At 62.2% G+C, this 17,809-nt stretch carries 23 protein-coding genes; 10 read left to right on the top strand and 13 right to left on the bottom strand.

Going from position 1 to position 17,809, the window contains the following annotated elements; genetic code table 11:
* The first annotated feature begins 6 nt into the window (after nt 1-6).
* Entirely contained in the window at nt 7-579 is a 573-nt protein-coding gene (gene ilvN, locus FFM81_RS07215) for an acetolactate synthase small subunit (protein WP_003564820.1), read from the top strand.
* 142 nt (nt 580-721) lie between these two features.
* On the opposite strand, the gene FFM81_RS07220 is transcribed toward ilvN, so the two are convergent.
* Nucleotides 722-1,570 (bottom strand): aldo/keto reductase, encoded by an 849-nt coding sequence (locus tag FFM81_RS07220; protein WP_138385734.1) that lies wholly within the window; start codon nt 1,568-1,570, stop codon nt 722-724.
* 154 nt (nt 1,571-1,724) lie between these two features.
* Between FFM81_RS07220 and FFM81_RS07225 the strand changes: the two genes are divergently transcribed.
* On the top strand, nt 1,725-2,318 hold the full coding sequence (locus FFM81_RS07225) for a LysE family translocator (RefSeq protein ID WP_003564813.1): 594 nt from the start codon (nt 1,725-1,727) through the stop codon (nt 2,316-2,318).
* On the opposite strand, the gene FFM81_RS07230 is transcribed toward FFM81_RS07225, so the two are convergent.
* Together FFM81_RS07230 and FFM81_RS07235 are read right to left on the bottom strand one after the other, a co-directional pair.
* Complete coding sequence (locus tag FFM81_RS07230; RefSeq protein WP_025416602.1) at nt 2,310-2,786, bottom strand: DUF2269 family protein; 477 nt, start codon at nt 2,784-2,786, stop codon at nt 2,310-2,312. The genes FFM81_RS07225 and FFM81_RS07230 overlap by 9 nt on opposite strands.
* Nucleotides 2,786-4,060 (bottom strand): SDR family oxidoreductase, encoded by a 1,275-nt coding sequence (locus FFM81_RS07235; RefSeq protein ID WP_097534142.1) that lies wholly within the window; start codon nt 4,058-4,060, stop codon nt 2,786-2,788. The genes FFM81_RS07230 and FFM81_RS07235 overlap by 1 nt, the downstream gene beginning before the upstream one ends.
* Before the next feature lie 381 nt (nt 4,061-4,441).
* On the opposite strand from FFM81_RS07235, the gene nthA reads away from it, so the two are divergent.
* From nthA to FFM81_RS07250, 3 genes are read left to right on the top strand one after another with little or no spacing between them, the layout of a single operon-like run.
* A complete protein-coding gene (nthA, locus tag FFM81_RS07240; protein ID WP_244597494.1) occupies nt 4,442-5,041 on the top strand; it encodes a nitrile hydratase subunit alpha in 600 nt (199 codons plus the stop codon).
* Nucleotides 5,038-5,697 carry a nitrile hydratase subunit beta gene (nthB, locus tag FFM81_RS07245; RefSeq protein ID WP_138385735.1) on the top strand — a complete coding sequence of 220 codons (660 nt, stop codon included), beginning with the start codon at nt 5,038-5,040 and terminating at the stop codon, nt 5,695-5,697. Before nthA ends, nthB begins: the two co-directional genes overlap by 4 nt.
* The gene (locus FFM81_RS07250) at nt 5,684-6,055 is read left to right on the top strand and encodes a nitrile hydratase accessory protein (protein ID WP_003564803.1); all 372 of its coding nucleotides are present in this window, start codon (nt 5,684-5,686) and stop codon (nt 6,053-6,055) included. Before nthB ends, FFM81_RS07250 begins: the two co-directional genes overlap by 14 nt.
* Nucleotides 6,056-6,058: 3 nt before the next feature.
* Here the strand turns inward: FFM81_RS07250 and FFM81_RS07255 are convergent, their stop codons facing one another.
* Genes FFM81_RS07255 through FFM81_RS07265 form a run of 3 tightly spaced genes read right to left on the bottom strand, consistent with a single transcriptional unit; the run spans nt 6,059 to nt 7,765 of the window.
* Nucleotides 6,059-6,841, bottom strand: a complete 783-nt coding sequence (locus FFM81_RS07255; RefSeq protein ID WP_003564802.1) for an anti-sigma factor family protein — start codon at nt 6,839-6,841, stop codon at nt 6,059-6,061.
* Complete coding sequence (locus tag FFM81_RS07260) at nt 6,838-7,353, bottom strand: RNA polymerase sigma factor (RefSeq protein ID WP_003564800.1); 516 nt, start codon at nt 7,351-7,353, stop codon at nt 6,838-6,840. The genes FFM81_RS07255 and FFM81_RS07260 overlap by 4 nt, the downstream gene beginning before the upstream one ends.
* A 31-nt stretch (nt 7,354-7,384) precedes the next feature.
* The gene (locus tag FFM81_RS07265; RefSeq protein WP_025416599.1) at nt 7,385-7,765 is read right to left on the bottom strand and encodes a COG4315 family predicted lipoprotein; all 381 of its coding nucleotides are present in this window, start codon (nt 7,763-7,765) and stop codon (nt 7,385-7,387) included.
* A 222-nt stretch (nt 7,766-7,987) separates the two neighbouring features.
* On the opposite strand from FFM81_RS07265, the gene FFM81_RS07270 reads away from it, so the two are divergent.
* Complete coding sequence (locus FFM81_RS07270) at nt 7,988-8,476, top strand: RrF2 family transcriptional regulator (RefSeq protein WP_025416598.1); 489 nt, start codon at nt 7,988-7,990, stop codon at nt 8,474-8,476.
* Between the two features lie 63 nt (nt 8,477-8,539).
* Nucleotides 8,540-8,923, top strand: a complete 384-nt coding sequence (locus FFM81_RS07275) for a hypothetical protein (RefSeq protein WP_138385736.1) — start codon at nt 8,540-8,542, stop codon at nt 8,921-8,923.
* 9 nt (nt 8,924-8,932) lie between these two features.
* On the opposite strand, the gene FFM81_RS07280 is transcribed toward FFM81_RS07275, so the two are convergent.
* The 4 genes from FFM81_RS07280 to FFM81_RS07295 form a co-directional block, all read right to left on the bottom strand.
* A complete protein-coding gene (locus tag FFM81_RS07280) occupies nt 8,933-10,414 on the bottom strand; it encodes a cyclic nucleotide-binding domain-containing protein (RefSeq protein WP_128397997.1) in 1,482 nt (493 codons plus the stop codon).
* A gap of 85 nt (nt 10,415-10,499) precedes the next feature.
* Nucleotides 10,500-10,916 (bottom strand): cupin domain-containing protein, encoded by a 417-nt coding sequence (locus tag FFM81_RS07285; protein WP_025416595.1) that lies wholly within the window; start codon nt 10,914-10,916, stop codon nt 10,500-10,502.
* Nucleotides 10,917-10,982: 66 nt separating this feature from the next.
* Nucleotides 10,983-11,738, bottom strand: coding sequence for an SDR family oxidoreductase (locus FFM81_RS07290; protein ID WP_025416594.1), 756 nt, complete (start codon nt 11,736-11,738; stop codon nt 10,983-10,985).
* A 68-nt stretch (nt 11,739-11,806) separates the two neighbouring features.
* Nucleotides 11,807-12,286: a carboxymuconolactone decarboxylase family protein gene (locus FFM81_RS07295; RefSeq protein WP_025416593.1), complete on the bottom strand. Its 480-nt coding sequence runs from the start codon at nt 12,284-12,286 to the stop codon at nt 11,807-11,809.
* A 131-nt stretch (nt 12,287-12,417) separates the two neighbouring features.
* On the opposite strand from FFM81_RS07295, the gene FFM81_RS07300 reads away from it, so the two are divergent.
* Together FFM81_RS07300 and FFM81_RS07305 are read left to right on the top strand one after the other, a co-directional pair.
* Complete coding sequence (locus tag FFM81_RS07300) at nt 12,418-13,344, top strand: LysR family transcriptional regulator (protein WP_025416592.1); 927 nt, start codon at nt 12,418-12,420, stop codon at nt 13,342-13,344.
* Between the two features lie 83 nt (nt 13,345-13,427).
* The gene (locus FFM81_RS07305) at nt 13,428-14,555 is read left to right on the top strand and encodes an ATP-dependent DNA helicase (RefSeq protein ID WP_003564784.1); all 1,128 of its coding nucleotides are present in this window, start codon (nt 13,428-13,430) and stop codon (nt 14,553-14,555) included.
* A gap of 62 nt (nt 14,556-14,617) precedes the next feature.
* Here the strand turns inward: FFM81_RS07305 and FFM81_RS07310 are convergent, their stop codons facing one another.
* Together FFM81_RS07310 and FFM81_RS07315 are read right to left on the bottom strand one after the other, a co-directional pair.
* Nucleotides 14,618-15,310, bottom strand: coding sequence for a MerR family transcriptional regulator (locus FFM81_RS07310; protein WP_003564782.1), 693 nt, complete (start codon nt 15,308-15,310; stop codon nt 14,618-14,620).
* A 28-nt stretch (nt 15,311-15,338) separates the two neighbouring features.
* Entirely contained in the window at nt 15,339-15,653 is a 315-nt protein-coding gene (locus FFM81_RS07315) for a hypothetical protein (protein WP_138385737.1), read from the bottom strand.
* Nucleotides 15,654-15,754: 101 nt separating this feature from the next.
* Between FFM81_RS07315 and FFM81_RS07320 the strand changes: the two genes are divergently transcribed.
* Nucleotides 15,755-16,507: a pyridoxine 5'-phosphate synthase gene (locus tag FFM81_RS07320; RefSeq protein ID WP_025416591.1), complete on the top strand. Its 753-nt coding sequence runs from the start codon at nt 15,755-15,757 to the stop codon at nt 16,505-16,507.
* 365 nt (nt 16,508-16,872) lie between these two features.
* On the opposite strand, the gene FFM81_RS07325 is transcribed toward FFM81_RS07320, so the two are convergent.
* The gene (locus FFM81_RS07325; protein ID WP_138385738.1) at nt 16,873-17,772 is read right to left on the bottom strand and encodes an SDR family oxidoreductase; all 900 of its coding nucleotides are present in this window, start codon (nt 17,770-17,772) and stop codon (nt 16,873-16,875) included.
* Between the last annotated feature and the right edge of the window lie 37 nt (nt 17,773-17,809).

Genomic DNA, 17,809 nt, shown 5'->3' on the forward strand with positions numbered 1-17,809 from the left:
ATCGCCATGAACGCACACCTACAGCCCACGGGCTCCGCCTATTTCATCTCGCCCGAAACGGCGGCGATCGAAAGTCACACGCTTTCCATTCTCGTCGACAACGAGCCGGGCGTTCTTGCCCGGGTCATCGGTCTGTTCTCCGGCCGCGGCTACAATATCGAGAGCCTGACGGTCTCCGAAACCGAACACCAAGCGCATCTTTCCCGTATCACCATCGTCACGCGCGGCACGCCGCACGTGCTGGAGCAGATCAAGGCGCAGCTCGAGCGCATCGTGCCGGTGCATCGCGTCGTCGACCTGACGGTGCGCGCCCGCGAACTCGGTCAGGAACGGCCGATCGAGCGCGAAGTGGCGCTGGTCAAGGTGATCGGCGAAGGCGAGATGCGCGCCGAGACGCTGCGTCTTGCCGATGCATTCCATGCCAAGGTGGTCGACGCGACGATCGATCACTTCATTCTGGAGATCACCGGCAAGTCGTCGAAGATCGACCAGTTCGTGGCAATCATGAAGCCGCTCGGCCTGATCGAGGTCTGCCGCACGGGTATTGCCGCGATGAACCGTGGCGCGCAGGGGATGTGAGTCCCCAATATTGACTCGACGTTGTCCTCGGCCTTGTGCCGACGATCTGCTGCGTATGGAACGGCGCAGATCCTCGACACAAGCTCGAGCATGACGGAAGAGGAGTTGGCGGGCTTTGGGAAACAGTTCGAGCCGCTGGCGATCAAAGCATCTCCAGCGGCTTTTTCCTTGCCGGCGGCGGGAAGGCGGCGTCCAGCGCTTCCCAATCCTCGTTGGTGATCTCAAGCGAGACGCAGTCGCGGTTTTCGCGAACGCGTTCGGCATTCGAGGTCTTCGGGATGACGATGACGCCGTCGCGTTCGAGCAGGAAGGCCAGCGCCAACTGCGCTGGCGTTGCCTGATAGGCCTTAGCGATGCGGATCAGCTCCGCAATATGCAGTATGTTTCCTTGCTCGATTGGCGAATAGGCCATGACGGGAATGCCGCGGCTCTGGCACCAGGGCAGCAGATCGAATTCGATGCCGCGGCGGGCGAGATTGTAGAGCACCTGGTTGGCGGCGACATTGGCGCCGTCGGGCACGCCGAGCAGTTCCTCCATGTCGTCGGTGTCGAAATTGGAGACGCCCCAGGCGCCGATTTTGCCGGATGCCTTGAGCCTTTCAAAGGCCGCGACGGTCTCGGCGAGCGGATAGTTGCCGCGCCAGTGCAGGAGATAGAGATCGATGCGGTCGGTGCCCAGTCGTTCGAGGCTGTGCTCGCAGGCTTCGATCGTGCCTTTCAGGCTGGCATTCCATGGATAGACCTTGCTGACGATAAACACCTCGTCGCGCCGCCCGCTGATCGCCTGGCCGACGATCTCCTCGGCGTCGCCGTCGCCGTACATTTCGGCGGTGTCGATCAGCGTCATGCCGAGATCGATGCCGGTCCTCAGGCTTTCGATCTCGGCGCCTGCATGACCGGCATCCTCGCCCATGGCCCAAGTTCCCTGGCCGAGCGCCGGCACTTGCGCGCCGTTCGGGAAGGTGATTGTCGGGATCGGGTCGTCTTGCATGATCTTTTCCATTTTGGAGGAGATTGCGGCCAATTCCTATCTTTCAAGTAATCCTGTCACCATGACAATGATGGAATGGCGTCGGCACTTTAGGACAGCTAGATTGACCTAAATAAAACCGGCTCCGAAGAATGGCCGGTCCCCGGGAGGTTTCATGCCGCTGGATACGTTTTTCGCCCTCGTCCTCTTTGCCTTCACGACGTCGATCACGCCGGGGCCGAACAATATGATGCTCTTTGCATCGGGCGTGAATTTCGGCTTCCGCAGGACCGTCCCGCATATGTTCGGCATCGGTGTCGGCTTCTTCTCGCTGCTCATCGGCGTCGGCTTGGGGCTCGGCGCGCTGCTGCACGCGGTGCCTGTCGCCTATACGGTGCTGAAATTTGCCGGCGGCGCCTATCTCGTCTGGATTGCCTGGAAGATTGCCTCATCGCGGTCGCTGAGTGAAGGCAAGAGCGGCGTAAAACCGATGTCTTTTTTCGCGGCAGCCGCCTTCCAGTGGGTCAATCCGAAAGCCTGGGTGATGGCGGTCACGGCGATGGCGACCTATACCAATCCTCAGCTCTATCTCGTCAGCGTGCTGATCGTCGGCCTGGCCTTCGCGGCGGTCAATATTCCCAGCGTTTCGACATGGGCGGGCTTCGGCTCGGCGCTCAGGGAATGGCTTTCCGACCCGGTGCGGCTGAAATGGTTCAATATCAGCATGGCGGTACTCTTGGTGGCGAGCCTCTGGCCGATGCTAAAATAGAGCGATCGCCGGTTTCGTCAGCATCAGCCAGAGAATGCCGAGGACGGCTGCGAAGGCCGGAAAGCCGCAGGCAAACCAGATGCGGTAGAGGCTGAAATAGGCAGGCGGCAAGGGGCTTGCGGAAGCCGAGGCGGCGCGGGCGAGATCGCGAAGCTGGATCTGGATCCAGACGACCGGCAGCCAGAACAGGCCAGTGACGACGTAAAGGGTCAGCGAAAGCGCAATCCAGCCTTCCGAAAGCTCCCAACCGATCGAGCGCGCCAGCAGATAGCCGGTCACCGGCTGGAGTACGGCGGCTGTGGCGGTGAAGACGGTGTCGGCGACGACGACGGTCGCGGCGACATGGGCGATCAGGACGGGATTTCGCGTCCGGTGTGCCATCACCATGAAGAAAGCGATGCCGGCGCCGGTGCCGAAGAGCGCGGTCGCGCCGATGACATGGGCAAGCAGCAGCCATTGTTCCAGCATCAGCGTTCATCCAGCGTGGCAAGCGCCGTCAGCGTCAGCAGGATCGACGGCAGCACCTTGACGAGGACGCCGAGCGGATCGAGCCAAAGCGCCGGTTCGAGCAGGCTGGCGCCGATGAGGTAAGCGAAAGAGACGGCCAGCATGCCGAGGAGGGCGCGTTTGGCGAGCGGACGGACAAGCACGGCGGCGCCAAGTGCGATGTCGATGAGGCAGGTCGCAAGCGTCAGAGCCGTGGCCGTCGCGTCCGGCATGAACGGCAGGAAGTGGGCCGATGTCTTCTCCAGCGCCAGCAGCGGGATCAGGCCGGAGAGCAGCCAGAAGACGGAGAGGCCTGCTATAGTCAGCGGCTTCAGGAGATAGAGCCGAGCGAACCAGAGGTCCTGCACGCCGGAGGGATTGGCCGAGAGCGCTGCGGCCGCGGATGTCGTGGTGAGGCCGCTTTCTGCCTTGGCGCTTCGTATGCCCTCCGACATGACCGTCATCGCCGTCGAGCGCAGCGGCGAACGCCAGCCGAGCAGCCCGGCCATATCGGCAAGCCACGTCACGGGCCTCGCAAGCCACGGGGCAAGGGAAAAGACGCGGGCAGCCGGCAGGCCCAGCCATTGCCGGTGCAGGCGGACGAGCTCGGCGAGCGTTAGGATTTCATCGGCGGCGAGATCGATATTCCCACGGAGGTCACCTGTGACCGCCCGCGATACGGCTTCCGCCACATCGTCCACAGCAAGCGTTTCGACCGGACTGTCGGCATGGATGAGCGGAAGCACCAGGGGACTGGCGGCGAGCGCCCTGAGCAGCGACGAGCCGCCATGGGCATTGCGGCCGAGAACCAGGGCAGGGCGCAGGATGAGATAAGGCAGACCGCTTGCCGCCAGCGCCTCATCGGCCCGCCGCTTGGTGGCGAGAAAAGGCAGATTGCCCGCCGCGCCCGTCGTCCTTGCGGAGATTTGGACGATCAGAGGCCGCGACGTCCGTTTGGCCGCGGAATAGAGCGCCAGCATTGCATCGGCCTGCGTCGCCGCCACGTCATCGGAAAGACCGTCCTGCAGCGCACCGGCGCAATTGACGACGACGTGCTGGCCCTCAAGGAGATCGCCCCAGTCCTCGGGTTTGGCCATACGGGACAGATCGGCCCGCCGCCAATCGATCGCCGGCTGTTTCAAGCGGGCACGCGCGGGATTGCGGCCGAGCCCGGTGACGGCATGCCCATCGGCCGCAAGCCGGGCAGCGACGACGGAGCCTATGAAGCCGGTTGCGCCGAGAATCAGGATGTTCATGGCAGGAGATTAGCGGAAAAGCTTGAGGCGGATAGGAGGGCTTGGCGGAGTTGTGGTGTATGGTAGAAAAAGGGGCGACGGTTTAAAAAAGGGCGAGACGTTTCCGCGATTCCCCTTCTCCCCAGCTGGGAGAAGATGCCGGCAGGCAGATGAGGGGGTGAGCGACAATAGGAGCGAATGCGCTGAGCGTAAGCGAAGGGCAACAATGAATGGTGTGCCGTGCGGCCCCCTCATCCGACCCTTCGGGCCACCTTCTCCCCGCTGGGGAGAAGAGGGAGCAAGACGCGGACTTCGCTCACTTTTCAGTCGCCGTTTCGGGAGGACATTGCCTTGCACGACCATGACGAACATCATCACGATCACGACAACCACTACTCCGACATGCAGGCCCGCGTAAAAGCGCTGGAAACGCTGCTGACGGAGAAGAGGTTGATCGATCCGGCGGCGATCGATGCGATCGTCGAGACCTATGAGACGAAGGTGGGGCCGCGCAATGGTGCGCATGTCGTCGCCAAAGCCTGGAGCGATGCCGATTTCGCCGACTGGCTGAAGCGCGATGCGACGGCGGCGATTGCGAGCCTCGGTTATGCCGGCCGGCAGGGCGAGCATATGCGCGCCGTTTTCAATACGCCCGAGACCCATAACCTCATCGTCTGCACGCTCTGCTCCTGTTATCCCTGGTCGGTGCTCGGCCTTCCGCCGGTGTGGTACAAGGCGCCGGCCTATCGCTCGCGCGCCGTCATCGATCCGCGCGGCGTGCTGGCCGAATTCGGGCTGACGCTGCCTGAGGGCAAGAAGATCCGGGTCTGGGATTCGACGGCGGAGTTGCGTTATCTCGTGATCCCCGAGCGGCCGGCAGGCACGGAAGGCATGGATGAGCAATCGCTTGCCGGTCTAGTCAGCCGCGATGCGATGATCGGCACGGCGGTTGCAGGCAGCTCGAAGATTTCAGCAGCCGGCAGCCCGGAGGTTCTGCCATGAACGGACCGCATGATCTCGGCGGTCAGATGGGCTTTGGGCTTGTCGCGCCCGAAAAGGACGAGCCCTATTTCCATGCCGAATGGGAAAAGCGGGCGCTCGGCATCACGCTTTCCTGCGGCGCTTTCGGCGCCTGGACGATCGATGAAAGCCGGCATGCGCGCGAGAATATTCCGCCGGCTGCCTATCTCGCGGCGAGCTATTATGAGATCTGGATGCGCGGCGTCGAGACGCTGCTGGAACGGCACGGCTTTGCGACGCGCGAGGAGCTCTCGTCCGGGCGAAAATTGAGGGAGGGGACGGGGCCGAAGCGGGTGCTGAAGGCGGATATGGTGTCGGCGGCTCTGGCGAAAGGCGGTCCTTGCGATCGTCCTGTCGAGGTCGCGCCGCTCTTTGCGGTGGGTGAGGCGGTGCGGACGAAAAATTTCAATCCGGCGACCCATACGCGGCTGCCGCGCTATGCGCGCGCCAGGACAGGTGTCGTCGAGGCTGTGCAGGGCTCTTTCGTTTTCCCCGATGATAATGCCCATGGCAAAGGCGAGAACCCGCAATGGCTCTATACCGTCGTCTTCGGCGGCGCTGAGATCTGGGGCGAGGGAGGCGATCCGTCGCTGACGGTCTCCATCGATGCGTGGGAGAGCTATCTTGAGCGTGTGTGAAACGCGGTCTCAGCTGGCGCAATCGCCAGGTTTGCCGAGGTCGCCGGAGGGTGATCCGGTTTTTCCCGAGCCTTGGGCTGCCGACGCTTTCGCCATGACGGTGCATCTGCATGAGAAGGGGCTGTTCGCCTGGGGCGAATGGGCCGAGGCCCTGTCTAAGGAGTTGCATGAGCCCGGCCGCGCGGAGGATGGCAGCGACTATTTCGACTGCTGGGTGGCGGCCCTTTGCGAACTGCTGGTCAGCCGCGGCATAGCGGATGCATCCGTCATTCTCGACCTGCAGCAGAGCTGGCAGCGGGCCGCGGAAGCGACGCCGCATGGGCAGCGGATCGAACTCATCAACGATCCGTTGCGCTGATCTTCACGACGGAAACTGCCTGTAGCACTCCTCGGCTATACCGCGCAGGGTCTCACGCGTGATCTCGCCGGTGACGGCATAACCGAGTTCGCCGTCGATCCAGTAGAAGGTTTCGAGATTGCCCGAGGAGGCGAAGCGGAAGCTCGTCGTGCGGTTTTCCTTGTTGCGGCCGACCATGACGGTCAGGCGTTCGCCCCCTTGGTTCTCGTACATGAACATGGCGCCGGGCCTGCCATCGACCGGCAGCAGGCGGCCGCCGACCAGCTTGAAGCCGAGCGGCTGCAGGTTCGGGATCTTCAGGTTCTGGATCGCCAGGCGCTTGCCGAGCCAGGTGGCGAGATGGGCCTCCTCGTCGGCGAAGACCTCGACCGGGTGGCGAACCTCGGCGGCGTAGACCATGAAGGCGGTCTCCGCCTGTTTCGGCAAGGTTTCGGAGCTGGCAAGCTGCAGGTCCGGCCTTGTTAGAAGTGCCGGGCCATAGTGGCCGCTGACGGTCCCGAGCGCGAAGACGACGAGAGCCGCGGCGGCGATCGCCCAGCGTTTCGGCGGAGAGGAGACGGCGCGTGTGTGGGCGACGAGCAGGGGGTCGGTGTCCTTTGCCTTCTCGTAGACTGAGAACAGTGATCGGATGCCGCTATTCTGCGCCTGCCATTCGGCGACCATCGCCGCCTCGCCGGGATTATCCGCAAGGAATGCTTCGATCCGGGCACGCGCGGTTTCCGGCAGCTGGCCGTCGGCATAGGCGTGGAGATCGGCTTCGGTGACGATCGGGTTGGCTTCGTTCATTTCGGTCTCCGAAGCGTAATGACGTTGTCGGCCTTCAGCCGCTCGGCAACGCGCCGGCGGGCGCGCGACAGCCGGGACATGACGGTGCCGATGGGAATGTCGAGGGAAGCGGCAACCTCGCTGTAAGTGTATCCTTCGATGACCACGAGCATCAGCACGGCGCGGTGTTCCTCCGAAAGGCTGTTCAATGCATTATCGAGCCGTGCGCGCTCCAGCGGATCGGCCGGGGGTTCGGGAGCGGCCATATCCCCGGCGGCATCAAGCTCGACCAGGCCGTCGCGCGCCTTGCCGCGCCGGCCGTTGCGGTAGAGATTGGTCATGATGGTCAGGACCCAGCCGCGCAGGTTGAGGCCGCGCCATTGGCCACGGCGCGCCAGCACTTTCTCGACGCAGTCCTGGAGCAGATCCTCGCCATCGGCGTCCGAACGCGTCAGGCTGCGCGAATAGCGCCTGAGCGAGGGCAGGAGGGCCAGGATCTCGCCCTCGAATGTTTCGGGTGCGGGTATCTTCACTCCGGCTTCCTTGGCTTCAAGGCCCAGACTATCAAGGTTTGGCGAGATCCCAATTGCCGCCGACACCGTCGCCGGTGATGTCGCCGGCCTTCTTGTCCTTGACCCAGTAATAGAGCGGCATGCCGTCCTTGGCCCATTGCTTCGTGCCGTCCTTGCGTTCGATGATCGAATATGCACCATCGGCCTTGGCACCGGAAGCGGCCATCAGCGGCGGCCAGTTCTTGGCGCAATCGTCGTTGCAGTTGGAAACGCCCTTGGCGTCCTTCTTGAAGGTGTAGAGGGTCATGTCGTTTTCGCCGGCAAGCACCTTGCCCTTGGCCGATTCGACTTCCTTGACGGGAGGGGCGGCGAAGGCGGCGGTCGCGGCAAGGGCGGCTGCCGCCACGACGGACAGGAATTTCACGGATGTCATGATGTCTCTCCTTGAGGTTGGGCACGCAATTCTGCGATACCTGAGATGAGACACCGGACGAGGCGGTTTTATTCCCCATCCAGCGAAAATAGTCGTGGCAGGGGAAGCGCGCCCCCAGTTCAACGCTACAGTCTGCCCCGTCAGATCATTTACATCATGCTGTTTTGCGGATATTCTATATCCTTAATTCGGTTCGCAGAACCAGCCATGACGAGTTGCTGAATGATCCTGAAAAGCCAGGTCGAGTGGGCGCTGCACTGCTGCGCCATTCTCGCGGGCCTGCCCGAGGGCAGGTATCTCTCCACCAAGGCGCTCGCCGAGCTTCATGGTCTGCCGAAGGAATATCTCTCCAAGGCGCTGCAAAGCCTTTCGCAAGCCTCCCTCGTCGATACCACGCTCGGCCCGAGCGGCGGCTACAGACTTGCGAGATCCGCCTCCGAGATAAACTTCCTCGACATCGTCGAAGCGGTCGAGGGAAAGGCGCGCAGCTTCACCTGCACGAACATCCGGGAGAACAACCCGTGCCGGCCGGCCGGCTATTGCGATAGCAAGCCTTGTGCGGTCGCGCGCATCATGTGGGAAGCCGACGAGGCCTGGCGCGATACGCTGAGGCGCGTCCGGCTCTCCGATCTAGTCGGCATCCTATCCGAGGAGGTGCGACCCGACCTCTGGCAGAGCACCTTCGAATGGGTGCTGAAGCGCGCCGGCTGAGGGCGCCGTCTAAATTTGGGTCCGGTTGACAAATAGAGATGACCGCTTTTTTGAATGACGAAGATGTGTGATTTTCTAGAAACTTTCCTCATGCAAGTCTCGGGAGCTCTGGCGGAGGTCCGTATTGCTGATAGCGATATAAGAAAATGGGCTGGCTTTATGGCCAATTGGGAGTTTTACAATTCCACGGCTCTTCGGATTGCGCAAAAATATCAAGATCGAGAGCTGTCTTATGAAGTCTGTGATCGACTCATGAACGACCTATGGTCTGGCGTGCTGACGGGCTTGGGAGAATCCAATGCGACAGAGCTACCGGAACCATTTTACGGGATATATGAGGCGTTTGATGCAGGTGAGTATCATCGAAAAACAGACATCAGTGACGATCCTATTGCGGATTTCACCGATCCTATGATCTTCGAGTTATTGCGTCGTCATCGACTGTAAAGCCAATAGCTACGCCCTGAAGATGGTCCTGATGGTCTTCAGGATGGCGTGGGCGTTGCGGGCCTGTTCAGTAGGCAGGGCGGCGCCATCGCGGAAGCGTTCGGCGCGGCCGGCGAGGGCTTCGGCGATCTCTTCGGCCAATGCGGGGCGTTCGGCGAGCAGCGGCGCGAAGGCCTCCTGGTCGATTTCATAGACGGTCACTGGGGTCAGGGCCTCCAGGGCGCAGACTTCCTGCATGCCGGCAAGCAGGCCGGTCTCGCCGAAGAAATCGCCCGGCGCAAACCGTCCGCGCTCTTCGCCTTCGCGCCGCGCCACGATGATGCCGGCGCGCACCATCATCAGCGAGGGCAGCATTTCGCCCTCCCGCGCGATCACATCGCCCTTGCGGAATTGTCGCACGGCGGTGGTTTCGGCGAGTTTCTGCTTTTCATCGGATGTCAGCGTTGCAAACACCGGAATAGCTTCGATCAGCGCGAGCGGCGTCACGCTCGGCGGCTTGGCGTTTTCTTCCGTCGGCAGATCGGCGGTCAGGACACTGGCTGCGGGCGGAACGGCCAGAAGCAGGCCGGCGGATTTGCAATGGCGATAGACGAGATCGAGCACCTCGTTTCGCGCCGGCACGCGCTGGCTGGGGCTCGTTACCCGGAATTGCAGCTCGACTTCGAGCGCGGTGGCATCCAGCCCCTTCAAGGCGACGACCGGCGGCGGATCGCGCACGATCGTATTGCAGCTCGTGAGAGCAGAGAGCATGATCTTGCGGACCGATGCCGGCATCCGCGTCGGGGCGATACGGATTGTGAGGATCAGGAGATGGGTCTCGTCCGGCCGGCTGACATTGGTCAGGCCGAGCTTCGCGAGAAAACTGTTCGGCAGGACGACGATATTGTTTGCGCTGGTCAGGATGTGCGTCGCGCGCCAGTTGCTTTCGACGACGCGCCCTTCCGTGCCGTCGCTCAACAGGATCCAGTCGCCGATGACATAGGGCCGGCCGAGCGTCAGCGCGATGCCGGAAAAGACGTCGGCGAGCGTGTTCTGCAGCGCCAGACCCAGAATAATGGCGACCACGCCTGAGGTCGCGACGAGGGTTCCGATCGGCACGCCGAAGACGAAGGCGAGGATCGAGAGCGCCATGCCGATATAGACGACGCCGATGACCAGATCCTGCAGCAGGCGCGCCTCGCGCGGACTGCCCTCCAGCACCAGATAAAGCCTGATGAAACCGATGACGGCCCATGCTAGGTGGACCCACCAAAGCGATTTGGCGACAATGACGAGCAGGGCCTGCGGGTCTTCGGACTGATAGCCCTGAAAGCGGTGGGGTTCCATGCCGCTACCGACGAGGATCAGCGTCATCACGGCAAAGAAGAGGATCTGCACCACCAGACGCGTCGTCGGCCGCTGACTGGAGAGGAAGTACCAGACGAGGATGCCGGCAAAGCCTACCACGATGAGGGATATTAGCGGCTTGCCGAAGAGCGCGTCGTAGATCATCTCTGTCTGTCTCCGGAAGGGGGCGGGCGGCACATGATTCAGCATGTCGGCCAGCCGCGCAAGCATCGACTTGCGCGGGGGACCATCAGTTCTGCAGCGGGAATGTCAGTTCTTTCTGGTCGGTGTCGACGACGAAGACGGCGAGCAGGCGGGCGGGTTTCGTCTCGCTGCCGTTGGCGCTGACGCCATGGCGGTCGCCCGGCATTTCCGAGAAGCTCTCTCCGGCCTGAAAGACCTTGACCGGGCCGTCATTGACCTGGCTGCGGATCGATCCCTCGAGCACAGTGGCGTAGATGAAGGCCGAGTCCGGGTGGGTATGGCCTTCGGAGAAGCCGCCCGGGCCGTATTCGACCAGCACGCCCTTGATGCTTTTGCCCGGTACGTTCGGCAGTTCGTGCTCATAGACGAGCGTCACCTTCGCGGATTTGCCGCTGTCGTGGGCGGCAGCGCCGGTGGCTGTGAGAAAGGCGAGGGCGGCGACGATGACTGATGCTCTGATCATGGGAATCTCCTTTGTTGCTGGGATGGAGAGGACGCGCCCGAGCGGCCGCGTCCTGAGGCAAGGCAATCACTTCGACTGGGCTGATCTGGCGAACCACTCTTCGAAGGTGATCGTACCGAGCCGCGGATTGTCGTCGGAGACGAGCGACCGATCGTTCAGCCTTGCGCCGAAATATCGCGCCTCGGCGTCGGCCTCGACGGTCCTCGGGTCTTTCGTCGCCTTCAGGTAGCGGGCAACGAGTTCGCTCAGGCGGGCCCGTTCCGGACCTGCTATCTCGACCGCCGTATTGGCTGGGGCGGAGAGCGCCACGTCGGCCATGGCGTCGGCAACGTCGTCGGAAGCGATCGGCTGCACATAGGCCGGCGACAGGCGGACCGTCTCGCCGACCGTGCCGGATTGGGCGATGCCGTTCAGGAATTCCATGAACTGCGTCGAATGCACGATGGTATAGGGAATGCCCGAGGCTTCAATCAGCTTTTCCTGGGCGAGCTTGCCGCGGAAATAACCGCTTTCCTGCAGGCGGTCGGTGCCGACGACCGAAAGCGCGATATGGTGCTTGACGCCCGCGACCTTCTCGGCGGCGAGAAGATTGCGCCCCGAGGTTTCGAAGAATTCGAGCACGGCCTTGTCTTCGAAGGACGGCGAATTGGCGAGGTCGAGCACGACTTGGGCGCCCGCAAGCGCTTCTGCCAGCCCTTCGCCGGTGATCGTGTTGACGCCTGAGTTCGGCGAGGCGGCAATCACCTCATGCCCGCGCTTGCGCAGGCGTTCGACAGTCTTCGAACCGATGAGGCCGGTTCCGCCGATGACGACGATTTTCATAACGGATCTCCGTTCGCTGCCGGGATGCGGCAGCGTCAAAGGTGAATCTTCTCAATGAATTGTAAGGTTTAGTTCAGGCCCGCTTTATCGAGGCCGTAGGCTTTGTCGGCAGAACCGGGAACGGTCTTGAAGCCGACATTGACGCGGTTCCAGGCATTGATGGCCATGACGACGAAGGTCAGGTCGGAGATTTCCTTTTCTGAAAGCTGGCCGCGAACCCGTTCATAGACCTCGTCGGGAATGCCGCCCTCGGGAAGTTTCGTCAGCGCTTCGGTCCAGGCAAGCGCTGCGCGCTCGCGGGGAACGAACAGGTTCGATTCCCGCCAGATGGCGACGTGATGGAGACGCAGCTCGCTCTCACCATGGATTTTTGCCTGCTTCACATGCATGTCGAGGCAAAAGCCGCATCCGTTGATCTGCGAGGCGCGGATCTCGATGAGGGCCTGCAGCTTTTCGTCGATCACGCTGCTACGCAGCGCCATGCTGAATTCCATGAACTTCTTGAAAAGCTCGGGGGACTGCTGGGCGTAGTTCAATCGCTGGGTCATGTCTTTCTCCTCTAATTAAGGATATTCAATATCCTTATGGATAAAAGATATCCTTAATTGCTGGACTGTAAAGCCATTCTCGCTTAGTTTGGCGACATAAAGCCTATGTGCAAAAGTATGAGGGGGCAGGGATGGATATCGTTTCGGCATTGCGGACCTTTCAGCGCGTCGTGGAGACGGGCTCGTTTTCGGCGGCGGCGCACGATCTCGACGTGACCCAGCCGGCGGTGTCGCGGCAGGTGGCAGCCCTCGAGGGCCATTTCAACACCCGCTTCCTGCACCGCACGACGAGCGGCCTGTCACTGACGGCGGAGGGGGAGCGCATGCTGCCGATGGCCCTAAGGATACTCGAAGCAGTAGAGGAACTCGGCGATGCGGCCGGATCGGAGGGCGCCATGGCTTCCGGAAAGGTCAGGCTCAGCGTTCCGGCACCACTCGGCCTCTATCTCAGCGATCTGCTGGGCGATCTTCTATCCGCCCATCCGAAGCTCTCGGTGGAACTGCTCTTAAGGGAGCAGAGCTCCGATATGATCGAGGAGCGCTTGGACCTCGAAGTGCGCCTCGGCTCCGTCGCCGACAGCAGCCTCGTCTGCCGGCGGCTCGGCTGGACGACGGCCTTCCTCGTAGCGTCTCCCGCCTATCTCGCCCGCAGGGCGGCGCCGCTCGCTCCGAAGGACATCAAGGACCATGAATGCCTGTGCTACAGCAGGGCAGGCGGGGCCAACATATGGTCGTTCTCGAACGGCTCGGAAGACATTTCGGTTCGGATCTCGCCGCGGCTGACCGCCTGCAACGCCGTCGCCATTCACAGGGCGGCGCTTGCCGGCGCCGGACTGGCGGTGCTCTCCCATATCATCGCTATGCCCGATATCGCCGCCGGCCGGCTGATCCCGGTGATGGAGGATTTTCGGCCGAGCCGCCTGCCGATCACCGTCGTCTATCCCTCGAGACGGAACATGCCGCTGCGCGTCAAGACGGTTCTGGATTTTCTGACCGATGCCATCGGGCGGGACCCGTCGATGGCCACGAGCGGCGCGGACCGAGGCTGGAACGGCTGAGCGCCGGGATCTGCCATCATCGGCTCTGCCGCATCAGTTTCCGCCTTGCCTAACGGCTGCGAATCCTGCCAAGTCGTCCGATCATGCAATTTGCGCCGCAACAAGACGAAGCCCTCAAGGCTGTTTCGAAATGGCTGAATGAAGGGCGTTCGCCACTCTTTCGCCTGTTCGGCTATGCCGGAACGGGCAAGACGACGCTTGCCCGGCATTTCGCCGAGAATGTCGATGGCGACGTATTGTTTGCCGCCTTCACCGGCAAGGCGGCGCAAGTGCTGCGTTCGCGCGGCGCCTCCAACGCCAAGACCATTCATTCGCTGATCTATCGCCCGCGCGGCGAGGAAGCGGTGGAGGACGAGGAAACCGGCAAGACCTCGATCGCGCCGATGTTTTCGATTAACCGGCAGAGCCCGGTCGCGAAAGCCGCGCTGATCATCGTCGACGAATGCTCGATGGTGGACGAGGCGCTCGGCAAGGATTTGATGAGCTTCGGCACCCCGATCCTGGTGCTCGGTGATCCCGGCCAGCTGCCGCCGGTCAGCGGCGGCGGTTACTTCACCAATCAGGACCCGGATTACCTGCTCACCGATATCCACCGCCAGGCGCGCGACAATCCGATCATCAAGCTTGCCATGCAGGTGCGCGAAGGCAACGAGGTGATGTACGGCGATTACGGCACGGCCAAGGTGATCTCGAAGCACGAGGTTACCCAGGATCTCGTGATGAAAGCCGACCAGGTGCTTGTCGGCACCAACAGGACGCGGCGGCGCTACAATCAGCGCCTGCGCGAGTTGAAAGGCTTCAATGCCGAGTATCCGCAGACCGGCGACAAGCTCGTCTGCCTCCGCAACGATCCCGCCAAGGGCCTGCTCAACGGCTCACTCTGGCAGGTGATGACCTCGTCCAAGGAAACGACCAAACCCGGCATCAATCTGCTGGTCCGTCCCGAAGACGACGACATGGACCGCGGGGCAGCGAAGATCAAGCTCCTGAAGCAGGCCTTTGAAGATGTCGAGGGCGAGATCCCCTGGAACACCCGCAAGCGCTACGACGAGTTCGACTACGGTTATGCGCTGACCGTTCACAAGGCGCAGGGTTCGCAGTGGAACGACGTCGTGTTGTTCGACGAGAGCTGGGCCTTTCGCGATACACGGGAACGCTGGCTCTATACCGCGATCACCCGCGCGGCGGAGACGCTGACGATCGTTCGCTGAGCGGATTGGAGGGGAAGCGACGGTGGCGGCCGTCGGGGACGTCCAGGCTTGTATGCGGCGCGTCAGGCCTGCACGATGCCGAGCAGCACTGCCTTGGCGATCGCCTGGAAGCGGTTGTTGGCGCGGAATTTCAAGATGATTCCGGCTTCGAGATCCCGGGTCTCGTCATGCTTGAGGTCGAGCGCCCGGGCGATCCGCTGGGTGGAATAGCCTTCCGCCATCAGTTCCAGGCAGCCCCGCTCCTGTGGGGTCAGGCCGGCGCTGTCCTGGTTGTCGTTCAGCGGCGGCTCTTCGATGCTGCCGTCGAAATCCAGGAGGTCGCCGACCTGCTGGAGCTGGCGGTGCAGCGTCGACATCTCGGCCGTCAGCTCGCGCTTGCGCACCTGCAAGGCCTCGCGGAACATCACCTCGGCCCTTTCCTGCGAATCGGCCTTGCGAAGCTCGTCCATCAGTTCCTGGATAACGGCAATCGGCATGCCCGTCTCCCGGCAGACGGTGATGACCGCCATGCGCATCACGTCGTCCTGACCGTAGACCCGCATCAGGCCGATGCGATTGGCCGAAATCAATCCCTTTTCTTCGTAAAAATGCAGTGTCCGGTGCGTAACGCCGAATGCGTTGGCCATATCGGCGATTGGCACCGGACCGTCCGGTAGATCCGGCGGCAGCGCGGCCGAAGGCAGAAACCGGTATTTCGACCGGGCCTCCGACGCAATACCGGCGGTAGCAAACAGGCGTTTGGAACCGTCTGGCATGAACCCTCCTAGGGCATCGTGTTGCACCTCATGCGGATTTGCCAGTTGCTTCCCGGGCGCGGCGAGTGGGGTTTTCCTCTAGGCATTTCTTATCGTGGGAAAGAAGCAGTACGCGGCTTACGTTTACGCGACACAATGTCCACGTTATGCGTGAACGATCTTTTTTATAAGTGCTAAAAATAATCTCTTTTAAATGGGATAGCAACGCGACGGCATATTTTGCACCGGTTGCCTTGTGTGTTTGCAGCAAAACATCTGCTGCGCTGCAGTATTTCCGGTCGTTTTCAAAGGCGACGGGAATTGCTGTTTGCAGTACGCGCGCGGGGTGGACGCCACGTTCCATGAGCGATCTGCATCGCATCCATCTGGGAATCTCGTTGGCCATCGCGCGGCACTTGGCTTAAAAGCAGGGCCTCTTATTCCCGTGACCGATGGATATAAATCATGCCCGCCAAGCTATCCGTGAACCTCAACGCCATCGCCATGCTGCGCAACCGACGCGACCTGCCCTGGCCGAGCGTCGAAGCGCTCGGGCGTATCGCGCTGAAGTCCGGCGCCAGCGGGTTGACCGTGCACCCGCGCCCCGACCAGCGGCACATCCGTTTTTCCGACTTAGCCGTCATCCGCAACCTGATCGACGATGAATTCCCCGCGGCCGAGTTCAACATCGAGGGTTACCCCACCGAGGAATTCTTCGAGCTCTGCGCCGGCGCCGCGCCAGAGCAGGTGACGCTGGTGCCCGACGATCCCGCGCAGGCAACCTCCGATCACGGCTGGGATTTCCGCAAATACCAGGCCTTCCTGACCGATGCCGTTGCGCGGCTGAAGGCGATGGGATGCCGGGTCTCGCTGTTTGCCGATGGCGATGGCGATGCGCAGGCGGTCGAGATCGCCAAGGCGGTCGGCGCCGACCGGATCGAACTCTACACCGGCCCCTATGGCGGCTGCTACGACGCGCCGGAACGGGCGGGCCCGATTCTCGAAGCGCTGGGGAAGACGGCGGATGCGGCTCTGGCGATCGGCCTTGCCGTCAATGCCGGGCATGATCTGACGGTCGCAAACCTGCCTGAGCTGGTGAAGCGCATTCCTGATCTGGCTGAGGTTTCGATCGGCCACGGACTGACCGCCGATGCACTGGAATATGGCATGGCGGAAACGGTTCGGCGGTTCCGCCGGGCTTGTGGGCAGGTGGTTTGACAGTATCGTCCAGCAGTGCCTGGGGTTACCCCCTCTGCCCAGCCGATCTCCCCCACAGGTGGGGAGATCGGCTGGGCGCGATGGTTTCCCCAAATAACTACCGTATAGCTGCTGCGCTACGGCAGTGGGGGAACGAAGGTCCAACCTCTTGCCGATCTCCACCCTTGTGGGGGAGATGCCCGGCAGGGCAGAGGGGGGCCTACACGGCACTTCCTCTCCTCCGTCATTTCTGTCCTCAGGGCTTGGCCCGCGCGATTTTACAGGAATTCACGCACGGCGCGTCCGTGCCGTGCGTAACTTATTTGACGTGAAGCTTCCTCACTCGCACTGCATCCCTGCGATGTTGCGCGGGGATGTATGAGAGATCAATGGCTGCCGGCCGCCGTCAGCGCAGCCTTATGCGCCACGAAGAAATCCTTCAGCGTCTGCGGCTGTTTGCCCGTCAGCTTGGTGAAGTCCCCGGTGACGATGTCGAACTTGCCGGCGCGGATATTGGCGTCGGCTGACACCAGCATGTCGGCGACGAAGCCGGGGAGACCGGCGCCGCGGATACCCTGGCCGAGCTGTTCGTCATTGACGTTGATCACGTCGAGTGGCTTGCCGGCGGCTTCGGAAACGATGGCGGCGATCTGCCGGTTGTTCAGCGATGCCGTGCCCGTCAGCGTATAGGTGGCGCTCTCGGATGTGCGGGAGGCAAGAGCTGCGGCGATAGCCAGGGCGCAGTCGTCTCGCGCGATGGTCGAGACCTTGCCGTCGCCCGTGGCGCTGTACCATTTGCCGCCCTGCAGGTTGTGCGGCATGCCGTGCAGGTAATTGTCGTGATACCAGGCGTTGCGGAAGATCGTATAGGCGATGCCGCTTGCCTTAACGGTGTTTTCGCTGCCGAGGTGATCGGGTGCGAAGGTGACGAGCGAATCGTCTGGCGCCGGCATCGAGGTATAGGCGATGTGCTTAACGCCTGCCTTGGCGGCAGCAGTGACGGCGGCCTTGTGCTGGGTGAGGCGTTTGCCGGGGGTATCAAGCGCATCGGTGCTGATGATCAGCAGCCGGTCGACGCCCGAAAAAGCCTTCTCCAGGCCGGCTTGATCATCGAAATCGGCCTTGCGGGTAACGACGCCCTTGTCTTCGAGAGCGGAGAGCTTCTCGGGGCTGCGCGTTGCCGCGACGATCCTGCCCGGGGCGACATTGTAGGTTTCGATGAGGTGGTGGATGACACGCTGGCCGAGCTGTCCGGCAGCACCGGTGACCAGGATGGTTTCGCTCATACGTCATTTCCTTCTGCGTTTGACGGCGGTCTCAAAA

Source organism: Rhizobium hidalgonense, from assembly GCF_005862185.2.
GTDB classification, from domain to species: Bacteria; Pseudomonadota; Alphaproteobacteria; order Rhizobiales; family Rhizobiaceae; genus Rhizobium; species Rhizobium hidalgonense.